The sequence below is a fragment of the Mycolicibacterium gilvum genome (genome assembly GCF_900454025.1).
Taxonomy (GTDB): domain Bacteria; phylum Actinomycetota; class Actinomycetes; order Mycobacteriales; family Mycobacteriaceae; genus Mycobacterium; species Mycobacterium gilvum.
The window spans coordinates 4,718,445-4,735,845 of record NZ_UGQM01000001.1; the positions used below are offsets into that span (position 1 = coordinate 4,718,445).

General features: G+C 69.4%; 14 protein-coding genes. 5 read left to right on the top strand and 9 right to left on the bottom strand.

Annotated elements, in window-relative coordinates; all coding sequences use genetic code 11:
* Positions 1-4: 4 nt before the first annotated feature.
* Positions 5-886 (bottom strand): alpha/beta fold hydrolase, encoded by an 882-nt coding sequence (locus tag DYE23_RS22110; protein ID WP_115328162.1) that lies wholly within the window; start codon positions 884-886, stop codon positions 5-7.
* A 37-nt stretch (positions 887-923) separates the two neighbouring features.
* Here DYE23_RS22110 and DYE23_RS22115 point away from each other — a divergent pair, with 37 nt between their 5' ends.
* A complete protein-coding gene (locus tag DYE23_RS22115) occupies positions 924-2,804 on the top strand; it encodes a propionyl-CoA synthetase (protein WP_115328163.1) in 1,881 nt (626 codons plus the stop codon).
* 81 nt (positions 2,805-2,885) lie between these two features.
* Entirely contained in the window at positions 2,886-3,353 is a 468-nt protein-coding gene (locus tag DYE23_RS22120; RefSeq protein ID WP_115328164.1) for a DUF4383 domain-containing protein, read from the top strand.
* Positions 3,354-3,464: 111 nt separating this feature from the next.
* On the opposite strand, the gene DYE23_RS22125 is transcribed toward DYE23_RS22120, so the two are convergent.
* The 5 genes from DYE23_RS22125 to DYE23_RS22145 form a co-directional block, all read right to left on the bottom strand.
* Positions 3,465-4,421: a Ppx/GppA phosphatase family protein gene (locus DYE23_RS22125; protein ID WP_115329069.1), complete on the bottom strand. Its 957-nt coding sequence runs from the start codon at positions 4,419-4,421 to the stop codon at positions 3,465-3,467.
* A complete protein-coding gene (locus DYE23_RS22130) occupies positions 4,418-4,912 on the bottom strand; it encodes a DUF501 domain-containing protein (RefSeq protein ID WP_011892847.1) in 495 nt (164 codons plus the stop codon). The genes DYE23_RS22125 and DYE23_RS22130 overlap by 4 nt, the downstream gene beginning before the upstream one ends.
* The gene (locus tag DYE23_RS22135; protein WP_115328165.1) at positions 4,905-5,639 is read right to left on the bottom strand and encodes an FtsB family cell division protein; all 735 of its coding nucleotides are present in this window, start codon (positions 5,637-5,639) and stop codon (positions 4,905-4,907) included. The genes DYE23_RS22130 and DYE23_RS22135 overlap by 8 nt, the downstream gene beginning before the upstream one ends.
* A gap of 3 nt (positions 5,640-5,642) precedes the next feature.
* On the bottom strand, positions 5,643-6,932 hold the full coding sequence (gene eno / locus DYE23_RS22140) for a phosphopyruvate hydratase (RefSeq protein ID WP_011892845.1): 1,290 nt from the start codon (positions 6,930-6,932) through the stop codon (positions 5,643-5,645).
* A gap of 74 nt (positions 6,933-7,006) precedes the next feature.
* The gene (locus DYE23_RS22145) at positions 7,007-7,756 is read right to left on the bottom strand and encodes a lytic transglycosylase domain-containing protein (RefSeq protein WP_115328166.1); all 750 of its coding nucleotides are present in this window, start codon (positions 7,754-7,756) and stop codon (positions 7,007-7,009) included.
* 185 nt (positions 7,757-7,941) lie between these two features.
* Between DYE23_RS22145 and DYE23_RS22150 the strand changes: the two genes are divergently transcribed.
* Together DYE23_RS22150 and DYE23_RS22155 are read left to right on the top strand one after the other, a co-directional pair.
* Positions 7,942-8,868, top strand: coding sequence for an EfeM/EfeO family lipoprotein (locus tag DYE23_RS22150; protein ID WP_013470970.1), 927 nt, complete (start codon positions 7,942-7,944; stop codon positions 8,866-8,868).
* Positions 8,869-8,875: 7 nt separating this feature from the next.
* Complete coding sequence (locus tag DYE23_RS22155) at positions 8,876-10,135, top strand: Dyp-type peroxidase (protein ID WP_013470969.1); 1,260 nt, start codon at positions 8,876-8,878, stop codon at positions 10,133-10,135.
* Positions 10,136-10,222: 87 nt separating this feature from the next.
* On the opposite strand, the gene DYE23_RS22160 is transcribed toward DYE23_RS22155, so the two are convergent.
* From DYE23_RS22160 to DYE23_RS22170, 3 genes are all read right to left on the bottom strand, one after another.
* Positions 10,223-11,179, bottom strand: coding sequence for a nucleoside triphosphate pyrophosphohydrolase (locus DYE23_RS22160; RefSeq protein WP_115328167.1), 957 nt, complete (start codon positions 11,177-11,179; stop codon positions 10,223-10,225).
* A 52-nt stretch (positions 11,180-11,231) separates the two neighbouring features.
* Positions 11,232-14,840, bottom strand: a complete 3,609-nt coding sequence (gene mfd / locus DYE23_RS22165) for a transcription-repair coupling factor (RefSeq protein WP_115328168.1) — start codon at positions 14,838-14,840, stop codon at positions 11,232-11,234.
* Between the two features lie 69 nt (positions 14,841-14,909).
* Complete coding sequence (locus DYE23_RS22170) at positions 14,910-15,503, bottom strand: TetR/AcrR family transcriptional regulator (protein WP_024448038.1); 594 nt, start codon at positions 15,501-15,503, stop codon at positions 14,910-14,912.
* Between the two features lie 110 nt (positions 15,504-15,613).
* Between DYE23_RS22170 and DYE23_RS22175 the strand changes: the two genes are divergently transcribed.
* On the top strand, positions 15,614-17,122 hold the full coding sequence (locus tag DYE23_RS22175; protein ID WP_172527829.1) for a PucR family transcriptional regulator: 1,509 nt from the start codon (positions 15,614-15,616) through the stop codon (positions 17,120-17,122).
* Positions 17,123-17,401 lie beyond the last annotated feature (279 nt).

The window sequence follows — 17,401 nt, forward strand, 5'->3', positions numbered from 1 at the left end:
GGGGCTACCGGACCGGGCGCTCCGGAAACTCGTCGGCGACCGCGATCAGCTTGGCGCGCACCAGGTCCGGCTGCTCGTCGAGGATGAAATGGCCGCCGTCGACCACGTCGATCGTGTAGTCGTCGGCGCGGGCGGTCTCGGCCGACGCCAGATCCGGGTGGATCGCGGTGTCGCTGCGGCCGAACAACACCCGCGTCGGGACCGTCGACCAGCGTCGCTCGCCGTCACGCACACCCTTCGGGATCTCGCGGGTCAGGAATGTGCGGTAGGTGTCGCGCGCCGTCCTCGCCACGACGGGATCGCGGAACCGCTCGGCGTAGGTGCCCACCGTGGCCGCATCCAGCTTCGGGGCCGCCGCACGGAACACCACCTTCTCCAGATACCTGGTCCGCGTCTGCAGGGGCACCCCGGCCGAAGCCACCACCGGCTGGTAGAGCAGAAAACGCCACAGATGCGGCGCCATCACCTTCGGTGGCACCCACGGGTGGGCGATGTTCAACGCCAGATAGGCGTCGACACGGTCCGTGATCCGCAGCGCCAGCAGATGCCCGATGTAGCCACCCCAGTCGTGACCGACCAGCAGGAAACGGTCCAGCCCGAGCGCGTCGACCAGCGCCACCAGATCGGTGACGACGTCCTCTTTGGCCCAGCGGTGCGGCGGCGGACCCGACCAGCCGTAGCCGGGCAGATCGGGGGCGATGATCCGTAGCCCCGGGGGCGGGTCGGCGAGCAGGTCCCGGTAGGCCCAGTGATGCTGCGGCCAGCCGTGCAGCGCGAGGACGGGCCGACCGTCCTCGGGACCGGCCTCGGTGATGTGGAAATCGACCCCTCGGACGGTCACACGGTGGCGGCGCACCCCAGCAATCGGCGGGGGTTGGTTGGTCATGGCCCAGAGAGTAGTCCCCAGGGTCTACGGTGCTGCTATGCCTGGGTACCGCGACCTCTTCGACGCCAGCATCAGCGATCCCACGTCCTTCTGGGCCGACGCCGCCCGGGCCGTGACGTGGACCCGCGCACCGAACCGCATCCTCGACGACGGCAACCCACCGTTCTACCGGTGGTTCCCCGACGCCGAGCTCAACACCTGCGCCAACGCTCTCGACCGGCACGTCGAGGGCGGGCGCGGCGAGCAGGCCGCCCTGATCTACGACTCCGCGGTGACCGACACCAAACGCACCTACACCTACGCCGAACTGCTCGACCAGACGGCACGCTTCGCCGGCGCGCTGCGGGGCCTCGGTGTCGGCAAGGGCGACCGCGTCGTCATCTACATGCCGATGATCCCCGAGGCCGTCATCGCGATGCTGGCCTGCGCGCGTCTGGGCGCCGTGCATTCGGTGGTGTTCGGCGGATTCGCCCCGCACGAACTCGCCGTCCGCATCGACGACGTCAAACCCACCGTGATCGTGTCCGCGTCCTGCGGCATCGAGCCGTCACGCACCGTCGAATACAAACCGATGCTCGACGCCGCGATCGGCATGACCGAACATCCGCCGACGCATTGCGTTGTGGTGCAACGAGATCGGCATCGTTGCGAACTGATCGAGGGACGCGACCTGGACTGGGCGGAGCTGATGGCCCCGGAGAACGGAGCCGAACCCGTCGACCCCGTGCCCGTCGCCGCGACCGACCCGCTCTACGTGCTCTACACCTCGGGCACCACCGGCAAGCCCAAAGGCATCGTCCGCGACAACGGTGGCCACGCGGTCGCGCTGCTGTGGAGCATGCGCCACATCTACGACATCGCCCCCGGCGAGGTGTTCTGGGCGGCCTCCGACGTGGGCTGGGTCGTCGGGCACTCCTACATCGTGTACGCGCCGCTGCTGCTCGGCGCCACCACCGTGCTCTACGAAGGCAAGCCCGTCGGCACCCCCGACCCGGGCGCGTTCTGGCGGGTGGCCGCCGAGCACGGGGTGAAGGCACTGTTCACGGCGCCGACGGCGATCCGGGCCATCCGCAAGGAGGACCCCGAGGGCAGGTATGTCGGGGACTACGACCTGTCGGCGCTGAAGTATCTGTTCCTGGCCGGCGAGCGCCTGGACCCCGACACCTACCACTGGGCTTCGGACAAGCTCGGCATCCCGGTGATCGACCACTGGTGGCAGACCGAGACCGGATGGGCCATCGCCGCGAATCCGATGGGCACCGAACAACTTCCGATCAAGGCCGGCTCCCCCACCGTGCCGATGCCCGGCTACGAGGTGCACATCCTCGACGAACACGGCCACGACTGCGGACCCGGCAAAGAGGGCGCGATCGCCATCAAGCTGCCGCTGCCGCCCGGCACGCTGCCGACGCTGTGGAACGCCGAGGACCGCTACCGCGTCTCCTACCTGACCGAGTACCCCGGCTACTACCTGACCGGCGACGGCGGAAACCTCGACGAGGACGGCTACCTGTTCGTGATGGGCCGCATCGACGACGTCATCAACGTCGCCGGGCACCGGTTGTCCACCGGCGCGATCGAGGAAGTGCTGGCCACCCATCCCGCGGTCGCCGAGTGCGCCGTCATCGGCGTCCCCGACGAGATCAAGGGGCAGGCGCCGCGCGGTCTGGTGGTCGTGAAGTCCGGGGCTTCCACCGACGGCCTGACCGACGAACTCGTCAAGCTGGTCCGCGACGAGATCGGTGCGGTCGCCGCCTTCAAACTCGTCGACGTCGTGCCGGCGCTGCCCAAGACACGCTCGGGGAAGATCCTGCGCAAGACCATGCGCGGTATCGCCGCCGGCCGCGACGAGCCCGTACCGTCGACCATCGAGGACCCGTCGGTGCTCGAGACCCTGGGGCCGATTCTGCGTTCCTGAGTCCCGCCGGTGTTACGCCCCCGGCAAGGATGGGTACTTCCCTCACACGTTCGTCGATATGAACCGTGAAGGGAGGCAGAGGTGTCCCCGGCTCCCAAAATCATGGCGGTGCAGGGCGCGGCGATGATCGTCGGAGCCGTGCTGATCATCCTCGGCATCCTGGGTTTCGTCCCCGGCGTCACCGCGAACCTCGACCAACTCGACTGGGTCGGCCAGCGTTCGGGCGCCTTGCTTTTCGGCACGATCGCCGTCTGCGCGCTCCTCAACGTGGTCCACCTCGTGGTCGGCGCCGCGGGCTTCTGGTTCGCGCGGACCTACGCCGCGGCGCGGGCCTACCTGCTCGGCGGCGGCCTGCTGTACCTCGGCGTCTGGCTCTACGGCGCCCTCGTCGACTTCGGCAGCGACGCCCACGTGATCCCGCTCAACACCGCCGCCAACTGGCTACACTTCGGCCTGGGCACAGTGATGGTCCTGCTGGCGGTCACCCTGGCGGGGCAGCACGACCCGACGAAGCGCCGACCGCGGCTACGGCGCGCCGCGTCGCACTGACTCCCGCCGCCTCGCACTGACGACCGCCGAGATTGCGTCCGCGCAGGCCTGCACTCGCACTTTGTCTGCTGGAATGCAATTTCGGCGAGGGGCGGTCAGGTGCGGGAGAGGTCAGGCGATCGAGAGGGCGATCCCGTCGAGGATGTCGTGTTCGCTGACGACCAGTTCGGCGATACCCGCGCGTTCGCCGAGCATCGCGGCGAGCTCCTGAACGATGAGGGCGCCACCGCCGATCACGTCGACCCGGCCTTCGTGCATCGGGCCCAGCACCGCGCGCTGCTTGCGTGTCATGGCGAGCAGCTCCGCGCACACCGGCAGCAGGTCGTCGAACGCCACCCGTGACAGGTGGATCGCGTCGGAATCGTAGACGGTCATGTTGTGCGCCAACGCCGCGAGCGTCGTCATCGTCCCCGCCACCCCGACCCACGTGCGGGCCTGATCGACGGGGACCGCCGTCAGCACCTGCGCCAGCGCATCGCGAACCACCGCCCGCGCATCGGCGATCTCACCGTCGGTCGGCGGATCCGACCGCAGGCAGCGCTCGGTGAGACGCACACAGCCGATGTCCGCGGAATGCGCGGCCACCACGTCCTCGGAGCCGACCACCACCTCCGTCGAGCCGCCTCCGAGGTCGACCACCACGAACGGCGCTGCCGCGGAATCGAGTTCGCCGACCGCCCCGCGGAACGACAGCTCGGCCTCCTCGGCACCGGTGATCACCTCGGCGACCGCGCCGGGAACCACCCCGCCGAGCACCTCGGAGGTCATGGCGAAGAACTGCTCGCGGTTGGACACGTCGCGGGCCGCCGACGTCGCCACCATCCGGACCGCGTCGACCTCGTGGCGCCGCATCAGTTCGGCATAGCCCGCGAGCGCGGAGTGCGTGCGCGCCAACGCTTCCGGGGCGAACTCCCCGGTCGCGTCGACGCCCTGGCCGAGACGGACGATGCGCATCTCACGGTGCACGTCACGCAGGCCGCCGCCCTGGCCGTCCGGGTCGACGTCGGCGATCAGCAGCCGGATCGAGTTGGTACCGCAGTCGACGGCAGCGACCCTCCGGGAACTCATCGGGCCCACACCTTCCTGTCGAGGATTCCGGCCATCTCCGGTTCGACCGCCAGCACCGCCAGCGCCTCGTCACCGAACGGATTCACTCCCGGCCCTTTCGCCAGCGAATGCGCGATCACCACGTGCAGACACTTCACCCGATCCGGCATACCGCCACCGGAGAACGTCGTGCCCAACGGCTCGATCGCGTCGCGCTCCGCGAGAAACGACTCGTGCGCCCGACGGTATGCCGCGGCCAGGTCGGGATCCTCAGCGAGACGCTCGGTCATCTCGCGCATCATGCCCGAGGACTCCAGCCGGCTCGCCGCCGCGGTGAGCGCCGGGTGGGTCAGGTAATACAACGTCGGAAACGGCGTTCCGTCAGGAAGTTTCGGCGCCGTCTTCACCACGGCGGGCTCACCGTTGGGGCACCGGTAGGCGATCTCGAGCACACCGCGGGGCTCACGGCCCAACTGCCGCGCCACCGCGTCGAGATCCGACTGCTCAACCACCGGGGGCAGGTGCGCCGGGCGCGGTCGGGGGCGGTGCGGGCGCGCCAGGGGGAACGGGCGGGGCGGTGGGTGAAATACCTTGCGGCACATCCGAGATGGTATGCCATAGCGAGGTGTACCACGGATCGTTGTTCTTGGGTTCCAAGAGTTCCTCGGCCGGGATGTTCGGCGCCACCGCGGCGCCCGGAGGAAGCTGCACCTGATACGGCGTCTCCCCCGGCATCACGAAGCCGAGCCGCTCGCGGGCCTGTGCCGCGATGAACACGGGGTCGGCGAGCTTGGCCTTCTGCTCCTCGAGCTCGGAGATCTGTTCGCGCAGTTGGGCTTCGCTGGCCTGCAACTGCTTCATCTCCGTGCGTTGGGAGAAGTACGTCCGCACCGGCCCGGCGATGGTCAGCGTCAGCACGCAGATGACCGCAGCCAGGATCGCCGCACGGCGCGCCGCCGACCCGAACCGCTGCTCGGCCGCGGCCTCCGCCGACGCGAGGATCGACTCACGGATCGAGCCCCCGCCGTCACTGCCGTCACCCTCGTCGCCAGGTCGCTCGACGAACTCGGCGTCCTCGCGGGCAGTCGGCGGCGGCTCGGCACTGCGACTCTCCCGGCGCGCAGCGATCGCACGCGGTTTGGCCCGCCCGGCATCGCCGGACTTGCCCGGCCTCGAAGCGGGGGCCTTCTTCGCCGAAGAAGACCTCCGCTTCGGATCAGGCCGTTTCGCGTCGGGCACGGGCTATTTCGACTCCACACCGAAGCGCGGGAACGCCAGGTCGCCGGCGTACCGCGCGGCGTCGCCGAGTTCCTCCTCGATGCGCAGCAGCTGGTTGTACTTCGCGACCCTTTCGCTGCGCGCCGGCGCACCGGTCTTGATCTGACCGCTGCCGACCGCGACCGCGAGGTCGGCGATCGTGGTGTCCTCGGTCTCGCCGCTGCGGTGGCTCATCATCGTCTTGTAGCCGGCGTGGTGGGCCAGCGACACGGCGTCGAGCGTCTCGGTCAGCGTGCCGATCTGGTTCACCTTCACCAGAAGCGCGTTGCCCGCACCCCTTTCGATGCCGTCCTCGAGCCGCTCCGGGTTGGTCACGAAGAGATCGTCACCGACCAGCTGCACCCGGTCGCCGATCGCCGAGGTCAACGCGACCCAGCCGTCCCAGTCGTCCTCGGACAGCGGATCCTCGATCGACACCAGCGGGTACGCACCGATCAGCTGCTCGTAGAACTGGGCCATCTGCTCGGCCGTGCGGGTCTCCTTCTCGAAGGCGTAACCTGTGCCGTCGGTGTAGAACTCGGTGGCCGCGACGTCGAGGGCCAGCGCCACATCGCTGCCGATCTTCAGCCCGGCGCCTTCGATCGCGGTGCCGATCAGGTCGAGCGCGGCCTTGGTGCCCGGCAGATCCGGCGCGAAACCGCCCTCGTCACCGAGCCCGGTGGACAGGCCCTGCTTCTTGAGCACCGACTTCAGCGAGTGGTACACCTCCGCGCCCCACCGCAGGGCTTCCTTGAAGCTGGGCGCGCCGATCGGCGCGATCATGAACTCCTGCACGTCGACACCGGTGTCGGCGTGGGCGCCGCCGTTGATGATGTTCATCATCGGCACCGGCAGGATGTGGGCATTGGGCCCGCCCAGGTAGCGGAACAGTGGCAACTCGGCCGACTGCGCAGCGGCCTTGGCCACCGCCAGCGATACGCCGAGGATCGCGTTGGCGCCCAGCCGGGACTTGTCGGGAGTGCCGTCGAGGTCCAGCAGCGCCTGGTCGACGAGACGCTGCTCATCGGCGCCGAGCCCGATCACCGCCGGCGCGATCTCGTCGAGCACCGCCTCCACGGCCTTCTCGACACCCTTTCCCAGGTAGCGCGACCCGCCGTCGCGCAGCTCGACCGCCTCATGTTCACCCGTCGACGCACCCGACGGCACCGCCGCGCGGGCCACGGTCCCGTCCAGCAGACCCACCTCGACCTCGACGGTCGGGTTTCCCCGGGAATCGAGGATCTCGCGGGCTCCGACCTGCTCGATGATGGGCACTTTGTCGCCTCCTGGGTCTTGGGCTCAGACGTTTCCGGTGTTGAGCCTAGAGCGTGCCGTATCGGCGGGCGCCCTCAGAGCGGATGTCCCTGCGCGTAGGCCGTCGCATAGTCCCGCACGTTGCGTGCATACGCATCGGAATAGTTGTAGGCGCGCAACGCCTCCATCCACCCCCGCGGCTTGGACAGGTCCTTTCCACGCCAACACAGGTACCCGGCCGCCGACAGCGCGGCGTCGTCGATGTTGTCCACATCGACCTCGCCGTCGTTGTTGGCGTCCACGCCGTAGAGGCGCCACGTCTCCGGGATGAACTGCATCGGACCCATCGCACGGGCGAAAGGCTCGTCGCCCTTCTGCTCCACCGCCGGGTCGTGGCTGACCGCGTCGCCGTCGAGAATCTCCAGATTGCCGTTGGTGCCGTCGAGCAGCACTCCCCGGATCGGCGGCGTCACCCGGCCGTCCCGCGCGATCGTCGCGCCGCGGTAGGTGCCGTGGTGGCTCTCCACCTGGCCGATCCCGGCCAGCGTCGTCCACTTCAGGTTGCAATCCGGGTTCTCGACCTCGGCGACCCGGGCGGCATAGGCGTAGGCCTCCAGGGCGGTCACCGGGATGCGCAGCGCCGGAGCGCGCGCGGCGGCCCAGTCGTGCAGCTGGTCGGCGGGGCGTCCCTCGGCGTACGTGTCGATCTGAGGGACCGCGTCACCGGGCGGGGGCGGGACGCCGTCGGGCACCCGGATGCCGATCTGCCAGGAACAGCTCGACGCCATGAGCAGCGCTGTCGCACCGATCACGGCCATCGCCTGCAGCCAACGCACCCGCGTCACCGGACTCCCTAAACCCTGTCTGGTCAAGCCCCATGTTCCCACGCGTTCCTGAATGGTCGGTCCAACACGCCTCTCCCCGGTGCCCAGACCTGCAAAACGTAAGAAGCACCTTCCCGTCACCGTTAGGTTTGCCTATGCTTCCGCCGGAACGTTGTACTGTTCTCGCACCTACACGAGGAGAACCCATGGGACGGCATCTCACCTGGCCGGCAGCGGTCGCAGCTGCGGCGATGATCCTGGCCGGTTGCGGCGGGAGCAGCTCCGACGACAACGCCACGGCGACCGGCAGTTCTGCGGCCGACACCACGACCTCGTCTGCAGCCCCCGCAAATCCGCTGGTCGAGAAGGCCGCCGCCGACTACAAGGCGTACGCCACCGCGCAGATCGACGAACTCGTCGGCGCGGTGAAGGTGTTCACCGACGCCGTCCGTGCCGGTGATCTGCAGGCCGCGCAAAACGCCTACGCACCGTCGCGCCTGCCGTGGGAACGCATCGAACCGCTCGCCGGTCTGGTCGAGGAGATCGACGGCAAGGTCGACGCCCGCGTCGACGACTTCGCCGGAGCCGACGACCCTGCGTTCACCGGGTGGCACCGCCTCGAATACCTGCTCTTCGAGCAGAACACCACCGACGGCGGCGCACCGTTCGCCGACCAGCTCGACGCCGATATCGCCACGCTGAAGGAGCAGTTCGCGTCGGTCGAGGTCACACCGCTGGACGTCGCGACGGGAGCCGCCGAGCTGATCGAAGAGGTTTCCGAGGGCAAGATCACCGGCGAAGAGGACCGCTACTCGAAGACCGACCTGTGGGACTTCGACGCCAACATGCAGGGCTCGCAGGCCGCGGTCGACAAGCTCAGCCCCGCGCTGGTGGAGGCCGATCCCGCGCTGCTCGGCAAGATCGAGGCCGGCATGAACTCGGTGTTCGACACCATGCGTCCGCTGCGGCGCGGTGACGGCTGGGTGCTGTTCTGCACCGAGAACGACCCGTTCCCGTCCCCGCGTTGCCCTGAGGTCACCGTCGACCCGGCGACGATCGACACGCTCAAGGCCGAGCTCGCCGGCCTGTCCGAGAACCTGGCTCAGGTCTCCGGAGTGCTGAAGCTGCAGTGAGGTCGATGTGAGTCGACAGCCCGCCCGTCCCGGGATCTCGCGGCGCGGGTTCGTCACCGGCGTGCTGGGGACCGGTGCAGTCGCCGGTGCGGGTGCGCTGGCGGGCTGTGCGGCAGACCGGGACACCGCACCGGCCAAGGCCACCGGACGGTTCGTCACGTTCGAAGGCCCCCACCAGACCGGTATCACCGCACTACCCATCCCCGAGCAGGGCCTGATCGCGTCGTTCAACCTGCTCTCCCGCGATCGGGAACGGCTCACCGAGGTGCTGCGCGAACTCACCGACGAGATCCGCGGACTGATGGCGGGCAGGCCGCCGGAGGTGCGTGACCCGGCCTTCCCGCCGGTCGACTCGGGGATCCTCGGCGAGCAGCCACCCGCCGACGATCTGTCGATCGTGGTCGGAGTCGGCGCGTCGCTGTTCGACGACCGCTTCGGGCTGGCCGACCGCAAACCCAGCGAGCTGGTCACCATGCCGTTCCTCGCCAACGACCGGCTCGACCCCCGGCTCTCGCACGGCGACATCTCGGTCGTGTTCGAGGCCGGACATTCCGACACGGTGCAGTTCGCACTGCGTCAGCTGATGCGGCGCACCCGCCGAGACCTGGTGCTGCGCTGGATGATCGACGGGTACGCCCGCGGGATCGGGGCGGGCCGCGCGTCGGAGGCCGCGACACCCCGCAACCTGATGGGTTTCAAGGACGGAACCTCCAACCTCGACGTCGAAGACGGCGCATCGATGGACCGGCATGTGTGGGTCGGACCCGACGACGGTGAGCCCGAGTGGGCCGTCGGCGGGTCCTATCAGGCCATACGCATCATCAGGATGCTCGTCGAGTTCTGGGATCGGACCCGCCTGGACGAACAGGAAGCCCTCATCGGCCGCTCGAAGGTCTCCGGCGCACCGCTGGGCCTGACCGGCGAGTTCACCGACCCGGACTACCCGTCCGATCCCGACGGCGTGCGCATTCCGCTCGACGCCCACATCCGGCTCGCCAATCCCCGCACTCCGGAAACGGAGAAGAACCTCATTCTGCGGCGTGGCTTCAACTACTCCCGCGGGTTCGACGGCGCCGGCCGGCTCGACCAGGGCCTGGCGTTCGTGGCCTACCAGCGCAGCCTCGAGGACGGGTTCCTCGCTGTGCAGAACCGCCTCAAAGGTGAGCCGCTCGAAGAGTACATCCTGCCCGTCGGCGGAGGGTTCTTCTTCACCCTGCCCGGCGTCTCCGGACCGGACCGGTTCCTGGGCGATCAACTGGTCGGCTGAGTCCTGCGCTGCTCTGTTGCCCGCTGACGAAATCCACGTTGTGCAGCCAAAGTGCGAGTAAACCGCTGCAAAAGGTGGATTTGGAGGTTACTCGTCGTTCTCGTCGACGATCTCGCGCGGCCACGCCGCCCGCCACTCGTCGGCGGTGATGCCGCCGCGCGGCGCATCGTCGAGTTCCTCGGCGACATCCGCACCGCGCCTGGCCGCCGCGGCCGCCCGCTCCGCCACGCGGACATCGGCCATGAACTCCAGAACCGCTGTGCGCAAGCCATTCTCGGCGTCGAAGTCGGCGGTCACCGTCACCCAGGTGACCGTGTCCGGGATCAGATCGACGGGCACCCCGGCGGTCTCGGCGCGCGCGAGCACCTTCTGCGCCAGCGCCAGCGCCGGCTGCGCGGTCGGGATGTCGTCCATGCAGGACTGACGGGTCGAGCGTTCGAGCGCCTTGCGCTGCTCCCACTGCGCCAGTTGATCCTCGAGCGAAATGGATTCTCCCGCAAGCACTGCGGGCACCCTGTTGCCGAGCTTGCGGACCAGCGCGTCGGCGACGTCGTCGATGTCAAAGGGCGCCACAGGACTTTCCTGGGCGATGCGCGCATGGAACAGCACCTGCAGCAGCACGTCTCCGAGCTCGTCGCGCAGCTCCGTCAGGTCGCCGCCGTGCACCGCGTCGAAGAGCTCGTAGGTCTCCTCCAGCAGATAGCGACGCAGGGAGTCGTGGGTCTGCTGGCTCTCCCACGGGCCCGCGGTGCGCAGCTTGTCCATCATCGCCACGGCATCGACCAACCGGTCACCGGACTGCGCGGCAGGCGCGGCGATCAACCGCTCCCCCGCCGCGACGCGCGCCTGCACCGACGGATGCTGCGGATCTGAGGACAGCAGCACCTCGGCGGGATCGCCGGTGTAGGACGGCCGGGCCGACGGCAGCGACCACGGCACCTTGATCGGCATTTCCTCGGTGTACTGCACGTCGCCGCGGAGCAGCTCGATCGCCTCGACAGGCACCAGCGACGGGCGACGCGGATCGACGAGGACGACGGTCATCGCTGTCGGTTATATCAGCTTTGCCGGACGGTCACCCATTCGTTGGCCAGCCCTACTCGTGCAGCACCTTGATCAGTCCCGCGACGAAGTCCACGAGTTCCCGATCGCGGATCCGCGGCGCTCCGACACCCTGTCCCGCGCGCGGGATCGGCACCTGCACCGTCGAGGTGGTGGCGCGATAGTTCGCGCCGGAATAGAGCCGCTTGAGCCGCAGCTGCGCGGAGTCCGGCAGCGTCAGCGGAGAGATCCGCAGCGTCGACGCCGACGCCGAGACGGCACCGACCTCGGTGATGCCCGCCGCGCGCGCCAGCAGCCGCAGCCGCGCCACCGCCACCAGCAGCTCGGCCGGCTCGGGCAGCGGCCCGTACCTGTCCACGAGTTCCTCGATGACCGCGTCGACGGCGGCGTCGTCGGGTGCCGCCGCCAGCCGGCGATAGGCCTCCAACCGCAATCGGTCGCTGCCGATGTAGTCGGGCGGCAGATGCGCGTCGACCGGCAGGTCGATCCGCACGTCCTTCGGTTCTTCTGGTGTCGCAACGGTTTTCCCGTCTGCAGCCGCCCGATATGCTTCGACGGCCTCGCCGACCAGCCGCACGTACAGGTCGAAGCCGACCCCGGCGACGTGCCCGGACTGCTCGGCGCCCAACACGTTTCCGGCGCCGCGGATCTCGAGGTCCTTCATCGCGACGGCCATCCCGGCGCCGAGCTCGTTGTTCTGCGCGATGGTCGCGAGCCGGTCATAGGCCGTCTCGGTCAGCGGCACCTCGGGCGGGTACAGGAAGTACGCGTAACCGCGTTCACGCGACCGGCCGACGCGCCCGCGCAGCTGATGCAGCTGCGACAGTCCGAACGTGTCAGCACGCTCCACGATCAACGTGTTCGCGTTCGAAATGTCCAGTCCCGTCTCGACGATCGTGGTGCACACCAGGATGTCGTACTCCCGGTTCCAGAACCCCTCGACGGTCTTCTCCAGCTGCTCCTCGGGCATCTGTCCGTGGGCGACGACCACCCGCGCCTCGGGCACCAGCTGGCGCACCTTCGCCGCGGCCGAGTCGATGGTGCGGACCCTGTTGTGAATGTAGAACGCCTGCCCGTCGCGCAGCATCTCGCGCCGCAGCGCCGCGGCGATCTGCTTGTCGTCGTGCTGCCCGACATAGGTCAGCACCGGGTAACGCTCCTCCGGCGGAGTCAGGATCGTCGACATCTCGCGGATGCCGGCCAGGCTCATCTCCAGCGTGCGCGGGATCGGGGTGGCGCTCATCGTCAGCACGTCGACGTGGGTGCGCATCGACTTGATGTGCTCCTTGTGCTCGACGCCGAAGCGCTGCTCCTCGTCGACGATGACCAGACCGAGGTCCTTCCACGTGACGCCGGTCTGCAGCAGCCGGTGCGTGCCGATCACGATGTCGACCGACCCGTCCTTCATCCCCTCCATGGTCGCGCGCGACTGGGCGGGATCGGTGAACCGCGACAACCCCTTGACGGTGACCGGGAAACCCGTCATCCGCGCGGTGAACGTCTGCAGATGCTGCTCGGCCAGCAGCGTCGTCGGCACCAGCACCGCGACCTGCTTGCCGTCCTGCACGGCCTTGAACGCCGCCCGCACCGCGATCTCGGTCTTGCCGTAGCCCACGTCACCGCAGATCACCCGGTCCATCGGGACCGGCTTCTCCATGTCGGACTTGACCTCGGTGATCGCGGTGAGCTGATCGACGGTCTCGGTGAACCCGAACGCGTCCTCCATCTCGACCTGCCACGGGGTGTCCGAAGAGAACGCGTGCCCCGGCGACGCCTGGCGTTTGGCGTAGAGCGTCACCAGCTCGGCGGCGATCTCGCGAACTGCCCGGCGCGCTTTGGTTTTCGTGTTCGCCCAGTCGCTGCCGCCGAGCCGCGACAGCGTCGGTGCCTCCCCGCCGACGTAGCGCGACAGCTGATCGAGCGAGTCCATCGGCACGTACAGCTTGTCGGTACCGCCGCCGCGCTTCGCTGAGGCGTACTCCAGCACCAGGTACTCCCGGCGCGCGCCGCCGATCACCCGCTCGGTCATCTCGACGAAGCGGCCGATGCCGTGCTGGTCGTGCACGACGAGGTCCCCCGCGGTCAGCGCGAGCGGGTCGACCACGTTGCGCCGCTTGGCCGCCAGCTTCTTACCCTCGGTGGCCGCGGCCCGGTTGCCGGTCAGGTCGGTCTCGGTGATCACCACGAGGTTCGCGCCCGGGATCACCACCCCGTCGTGCAGCGGGCCCTTCAGGACACCGACCACACCTTCCTTCGGTGCCATACCCAGTTCGAGAATCATTGCGGGCGTGTCGGATTCGGACAGCTGCTCGACGACACGCTGACAGGTTCCGGCACCCGGGGTGACGACCGCCCCGAAGCCACCGGTCGCGACATGGGCGCGCAGCATCGCGAAGATCTCGTCTGGACCTGTTGCGATGGGCTGCGCCAAGCGCGCCGACGGCGCGGGACGGATGTCGAGGGCGGTGGACTCGCCGGCACCGCTGTCGAGCTGGCTCAGCGTCCACCACGCGTGCCCGCCGTCGCGCGCGGCGTCCCGCGCCTCGTTGTAGGTCACATAGCCGGACGCGCCGAGTGCCCCGAGGTCGATCGGCACATCCCCGCCGACGGCGGCCGTCGACCACGAGGCCTCCAGGAACTCGCGGCCCGTCTTGATCAGATCGGCGGCGCGGGTACGGACCTTCTCGGGGTCGCACACCAACAGCGGGGTGCCCTCGGGCAGGTGATCGGGCAGGGTGGCGAAATCGCTGGGCCGCAACAGCGGAAGCAGCGCCTCCATCCCGTCGACCGGGATACCCTCGGCCAGCCGCGCGAGCATGTCGGGCACACTGCCCGGCACGTTGTTCTCCGAGACCGGATGTTCTGCCGACAAGGCGGCGGCGCGCTCGCGGACATCGGCGGTCAGCAGCAGCTCCCGGCACGGCACCGCGATCACGGTGTCGATCTCGATCTCCGGGATCGACCGCTGATCGGCCACGGAGAACATCCGCATCTCGGAGATCTCGTCGCCCCAGAACTCCACCCGCACCGGATGCTCGGCCGTCGGCGGGAAAAGGTCGAGAATGCCGCCGCGGACCGCGAATTCGCCGCGCTTGCCCACCATGTCGACCCGCGTGTAGGCCAGGTCGACCAACCGCGCGACGACTGAGTCGAAGTCCGCCTCGGCACCCACGGTCAGGGTCACCGGATCGATCTGCGCGAGGTCGGGCGCCATCGGCTGCACCAGCGAACGCGCCGTGGTGACGACCACCCGCAGCGGCTCACCGAGGCGGGCGTCGTCGGGGAACGCCAGCCGACGCAACAGCATCATCCGCGCGCCGACGGTGTCGACACCCGGTGAGAGTCGTTCGTGCGGCAGGGTTTCCCACGACGGGAACATCGCCACAGAGTCGCCGAACACGCCACGCAACTCGGCGGTCAGGTCGTCGGCCTCGCGTCCGGTCGCGGTGACGACCAGCAGCAGCCCGGCCTGGGCGAGCGCGGACGCCACGAACGGGCGGGCGCTCGCGGGCCCGACGAAATGGAGATCGGCGGGCCGGTCGGCGCCACGGCGTGCGATCTCCTGCAGGGAGGGGTCGCGCAGCGCGAGTTCGACGAGGCCCGCGATCGGGGTATGGACATGGAGAGTCCCCGATGCGGTCATGATGGCTCCATCGTAGGCACTGCCCGGCGCAGCCAGAAATTGATGATCAGCGCCCGCAGAGCAGCCGCACTACTCCTCGTGCAGCACCGGGTCGGACTCCAGGTGGGTCAGACCGTTCCAGCACAGGTTGACCAGGTGCGCGGCGACGACCTCCTTCTTGGGCTCGCGCACGTCGAGCCACCACTGCGCGGCCATCGACACCGAACCGACGAGCGCCTGCGCATAGAGCGGCGCGAGGTCGGGATCGAGCCCGCGCCGGGAGAAGTCCCCGGCCAGGATCGACGCGACCTGGCTGACCGCGTCGTTGAGCAGTGTCGAATAGGTGCCCTGGGTGATGCTGGCCGGTGAGTCGCGGATCAGGATGCGGAACCCGTCGGTGCGCTCCTCGACATAGGTCAGCAGCGCCAGCGCCACCCGCTCGACCCGGACCCGGGAGCGGTTGTCGGCCAGAGACGAGGTGATGCCGTCGAGCAGCGCCGACATCTCGCGGTCGACGACGACTGCGTACAGCCCTTCCTTGCCGCCGAAGTGCTCGTAGACGACAGGCTTGGACACGTTGGCGCGCAACGCGATCTCCTCGATCGACGTCCCGTCGAAGCCCCGTTCGGCGAACAGCGACTTCGCGATCTCGATCAGTTGCTGACGTCGCTCACTGCCCGTCATCCTGGCGCGCGGAGCGCGGGCGTGAACGGGGACCTCGGGCTTGTGCGGCACGGCCACGCGTCTCAGGGTAAACGGTGCACACGGCCGGACCAGGCGTAGCGTCAACGTTCGTGATCACGCTGGATCGCCTGATCAACGTCCTCGGCGGCTACGGCGCGCGCTGGCAGGGAGGTTCGGCGGACAGGCAGACCGAGCTTCGCAGCGTGGTGCTGCCGGAGATCGTCGACGGCCGCACCGTCTCCGGGGACGTGCTGCTCGCGATCGGTGCCGCCACCACCAGCGAGGCGGTCCGCTGGGCCCGGGCCGCACGGGCCGTGGTGGTGCTGACCCGCGGTGGCGGCGATCCCGAACCCGACACCGCCGGCGTCGCGGTCCTCGTCGTCGACTCGGCGATGCCGTGGAGCGAGTTCGCCGCGATCGTGTACGGGCTGGTCATGGAAGGCCGTGAGACCGAGTCGGGGCGCGGCCCCACCGACCTGTTCGCGCTCGCCGACAACCTGTCCAACGCCGTGGGCGGCGCCGTCGTCATCGAGGACCGGGCCTCGCAGGTGCTCGCGTTCTCCCGCGGCCAGCTCGACGCCGACCCGGCCCGAGCGGCGACGATCCTGGACCGGCAGGCGCCGCCGTCGCTGCGCGCGGTGTTCGACGCGCACGGGGTCTTCGCCCACCTGGCCGTGTCCGACGAGCCGCTGTTCGTGCCGGGCGACGACGCCGTCGGGCTCACCGGCCGGATGGTGGTGGCCGCACGCGCCGGTCGCGAACTGCTGGGATCGGTGTGGGTGGCGGTGCCGAAACCGCTCGCCGGCGCGCAGCGACAGGCTCTGGCCGACGGCGCGCGCACCGTCGCCCTGCACCTGCTGCGATCGCGGGCCAGCGCCGACCTCGAACGTCAGGTCGAATCGGAGATGGTGATCCGGCTGCTGGAAAGCCCGGCGGATGCCGAGACGGTCGCCAGCCGCCTCGGACTTCCACCGTCGGCACTGCGCGTGATCGCGCTGCGCGCCGTCGACACGGCGGGCAGGCATTCGGCTCTGCTGCAGATGTTCGAACGCGCGACCGCGGGGTTCGGCTGGTCCCGTCCCTCCCGCAGCGCGCTGGCCGACGCGACGGTCTACACCGTGCTGGCCGCCGAACCCGCCGCGGTGGCACGTGACTGGGTCTCCGCCTTGATCTCCACGCTGCCCGACCAGGTGACCGTGAAGGCCGGCATCAGCGCGCCCGCGGCGGCGACCGACCTCGCGGTGGCCCGCACCGAGGCCGACGAATGCCTGGCACTGCAGGAGAGCACCGACGCCGGCGAGCCGCCGGCCTACGACGAATCATGGGACGACCTGCTGTTGCGGCGGTTGAAGACGGCGGCGCGCTCCGGACGGACCCCGACGCGCGGCGCGGTCGCCGAGTTGCGGGAACACGACAGCGCGCACGGCACCGCCTACGTCCCGACGTTGCGGGCCTGGCTGCAGGAACGCGGTGACCCGGTGCGCACCGCGGCGCACCTCGGGGTGCACGAGAACACCGTCAGATACCGGATGCGCCGGATGGCCGAACTCACCGAGCTCCACCTCGACGACGCGCGTAAGCGATTCGCGATGACGATCGAGCTTGCCGTACTCGACTGACCGCCCGTTGTCGTAATGCGACATTGTTCTAGGCCCCGTTTGTCGGATCGGGACAAAGCGCGTCGCTGCCGGGACGCCGACCATGGAAGACGTCGGCCTTCGATCAGGTCCGGCACAGGTCACGACAGGTCACGCGATGTTCGGGGGGTGCGGAATGGGCAGCGGTTCCTGCTCCGTGGTCGTCTCCCCATCGGTGCTGCGCGAGGGGCAGCACTGATGGCCGGCCCTTCCGTCGCGTCCCCTTTCCAGTCACGGGCCGCCACGCTCACTCTTCCCCTC

Coding starts and splice junctions, on each gene's coding strand:
- DYE23_RS22110 (WP_115328162.1), bottom strand. CDS start 886: ATGACCAACCAACCCCCGCCGATTGCTGGGGTGCGCCGCCACCGTGTG.
- DYE23_RS22115 (WP_115328163.1), top strand. CDS start 924: ATGCCTGGGTACCGCGACCTCTTCGACGCCAGCATCAGCGATCCCACG.
- DYE23_RS22125 (WP_115329069.1), bottom strand. CDS start 4,421: ATGAGTTCCCGGAGGGTCGCTGCCGTCGACTGCGGTACCAACTCGATC.
- DYE23_RS22150 (WP_013470970.1), top strand. CDS start 7,942: ATGGGACGGCATCTCACCTGGCCGGCAGCGGTCGCAGCTGCGGCGATG.
- DYE23_RS22160 (WP_115328167.1), bottom strand. CDS start 11,179: ATGACCGTCGTCCTCGTCGATCCGCGTCGCCCGTCGCTGGTGCCTGTC.
- mfd (WP_115328168.1), bottom strand. CDS start 14,840: ATGACCGCATCGGGGACTCTCCATGTCCATACCCCGATCGCGGGCCTC.
- DYE23_RS22170 (WP_024448038.1), bottom strand. CDS start 15,503: ATGACGGGCAGTGAGCGACGTCAGCAACTGATCGAGATCGCGAAGTCG.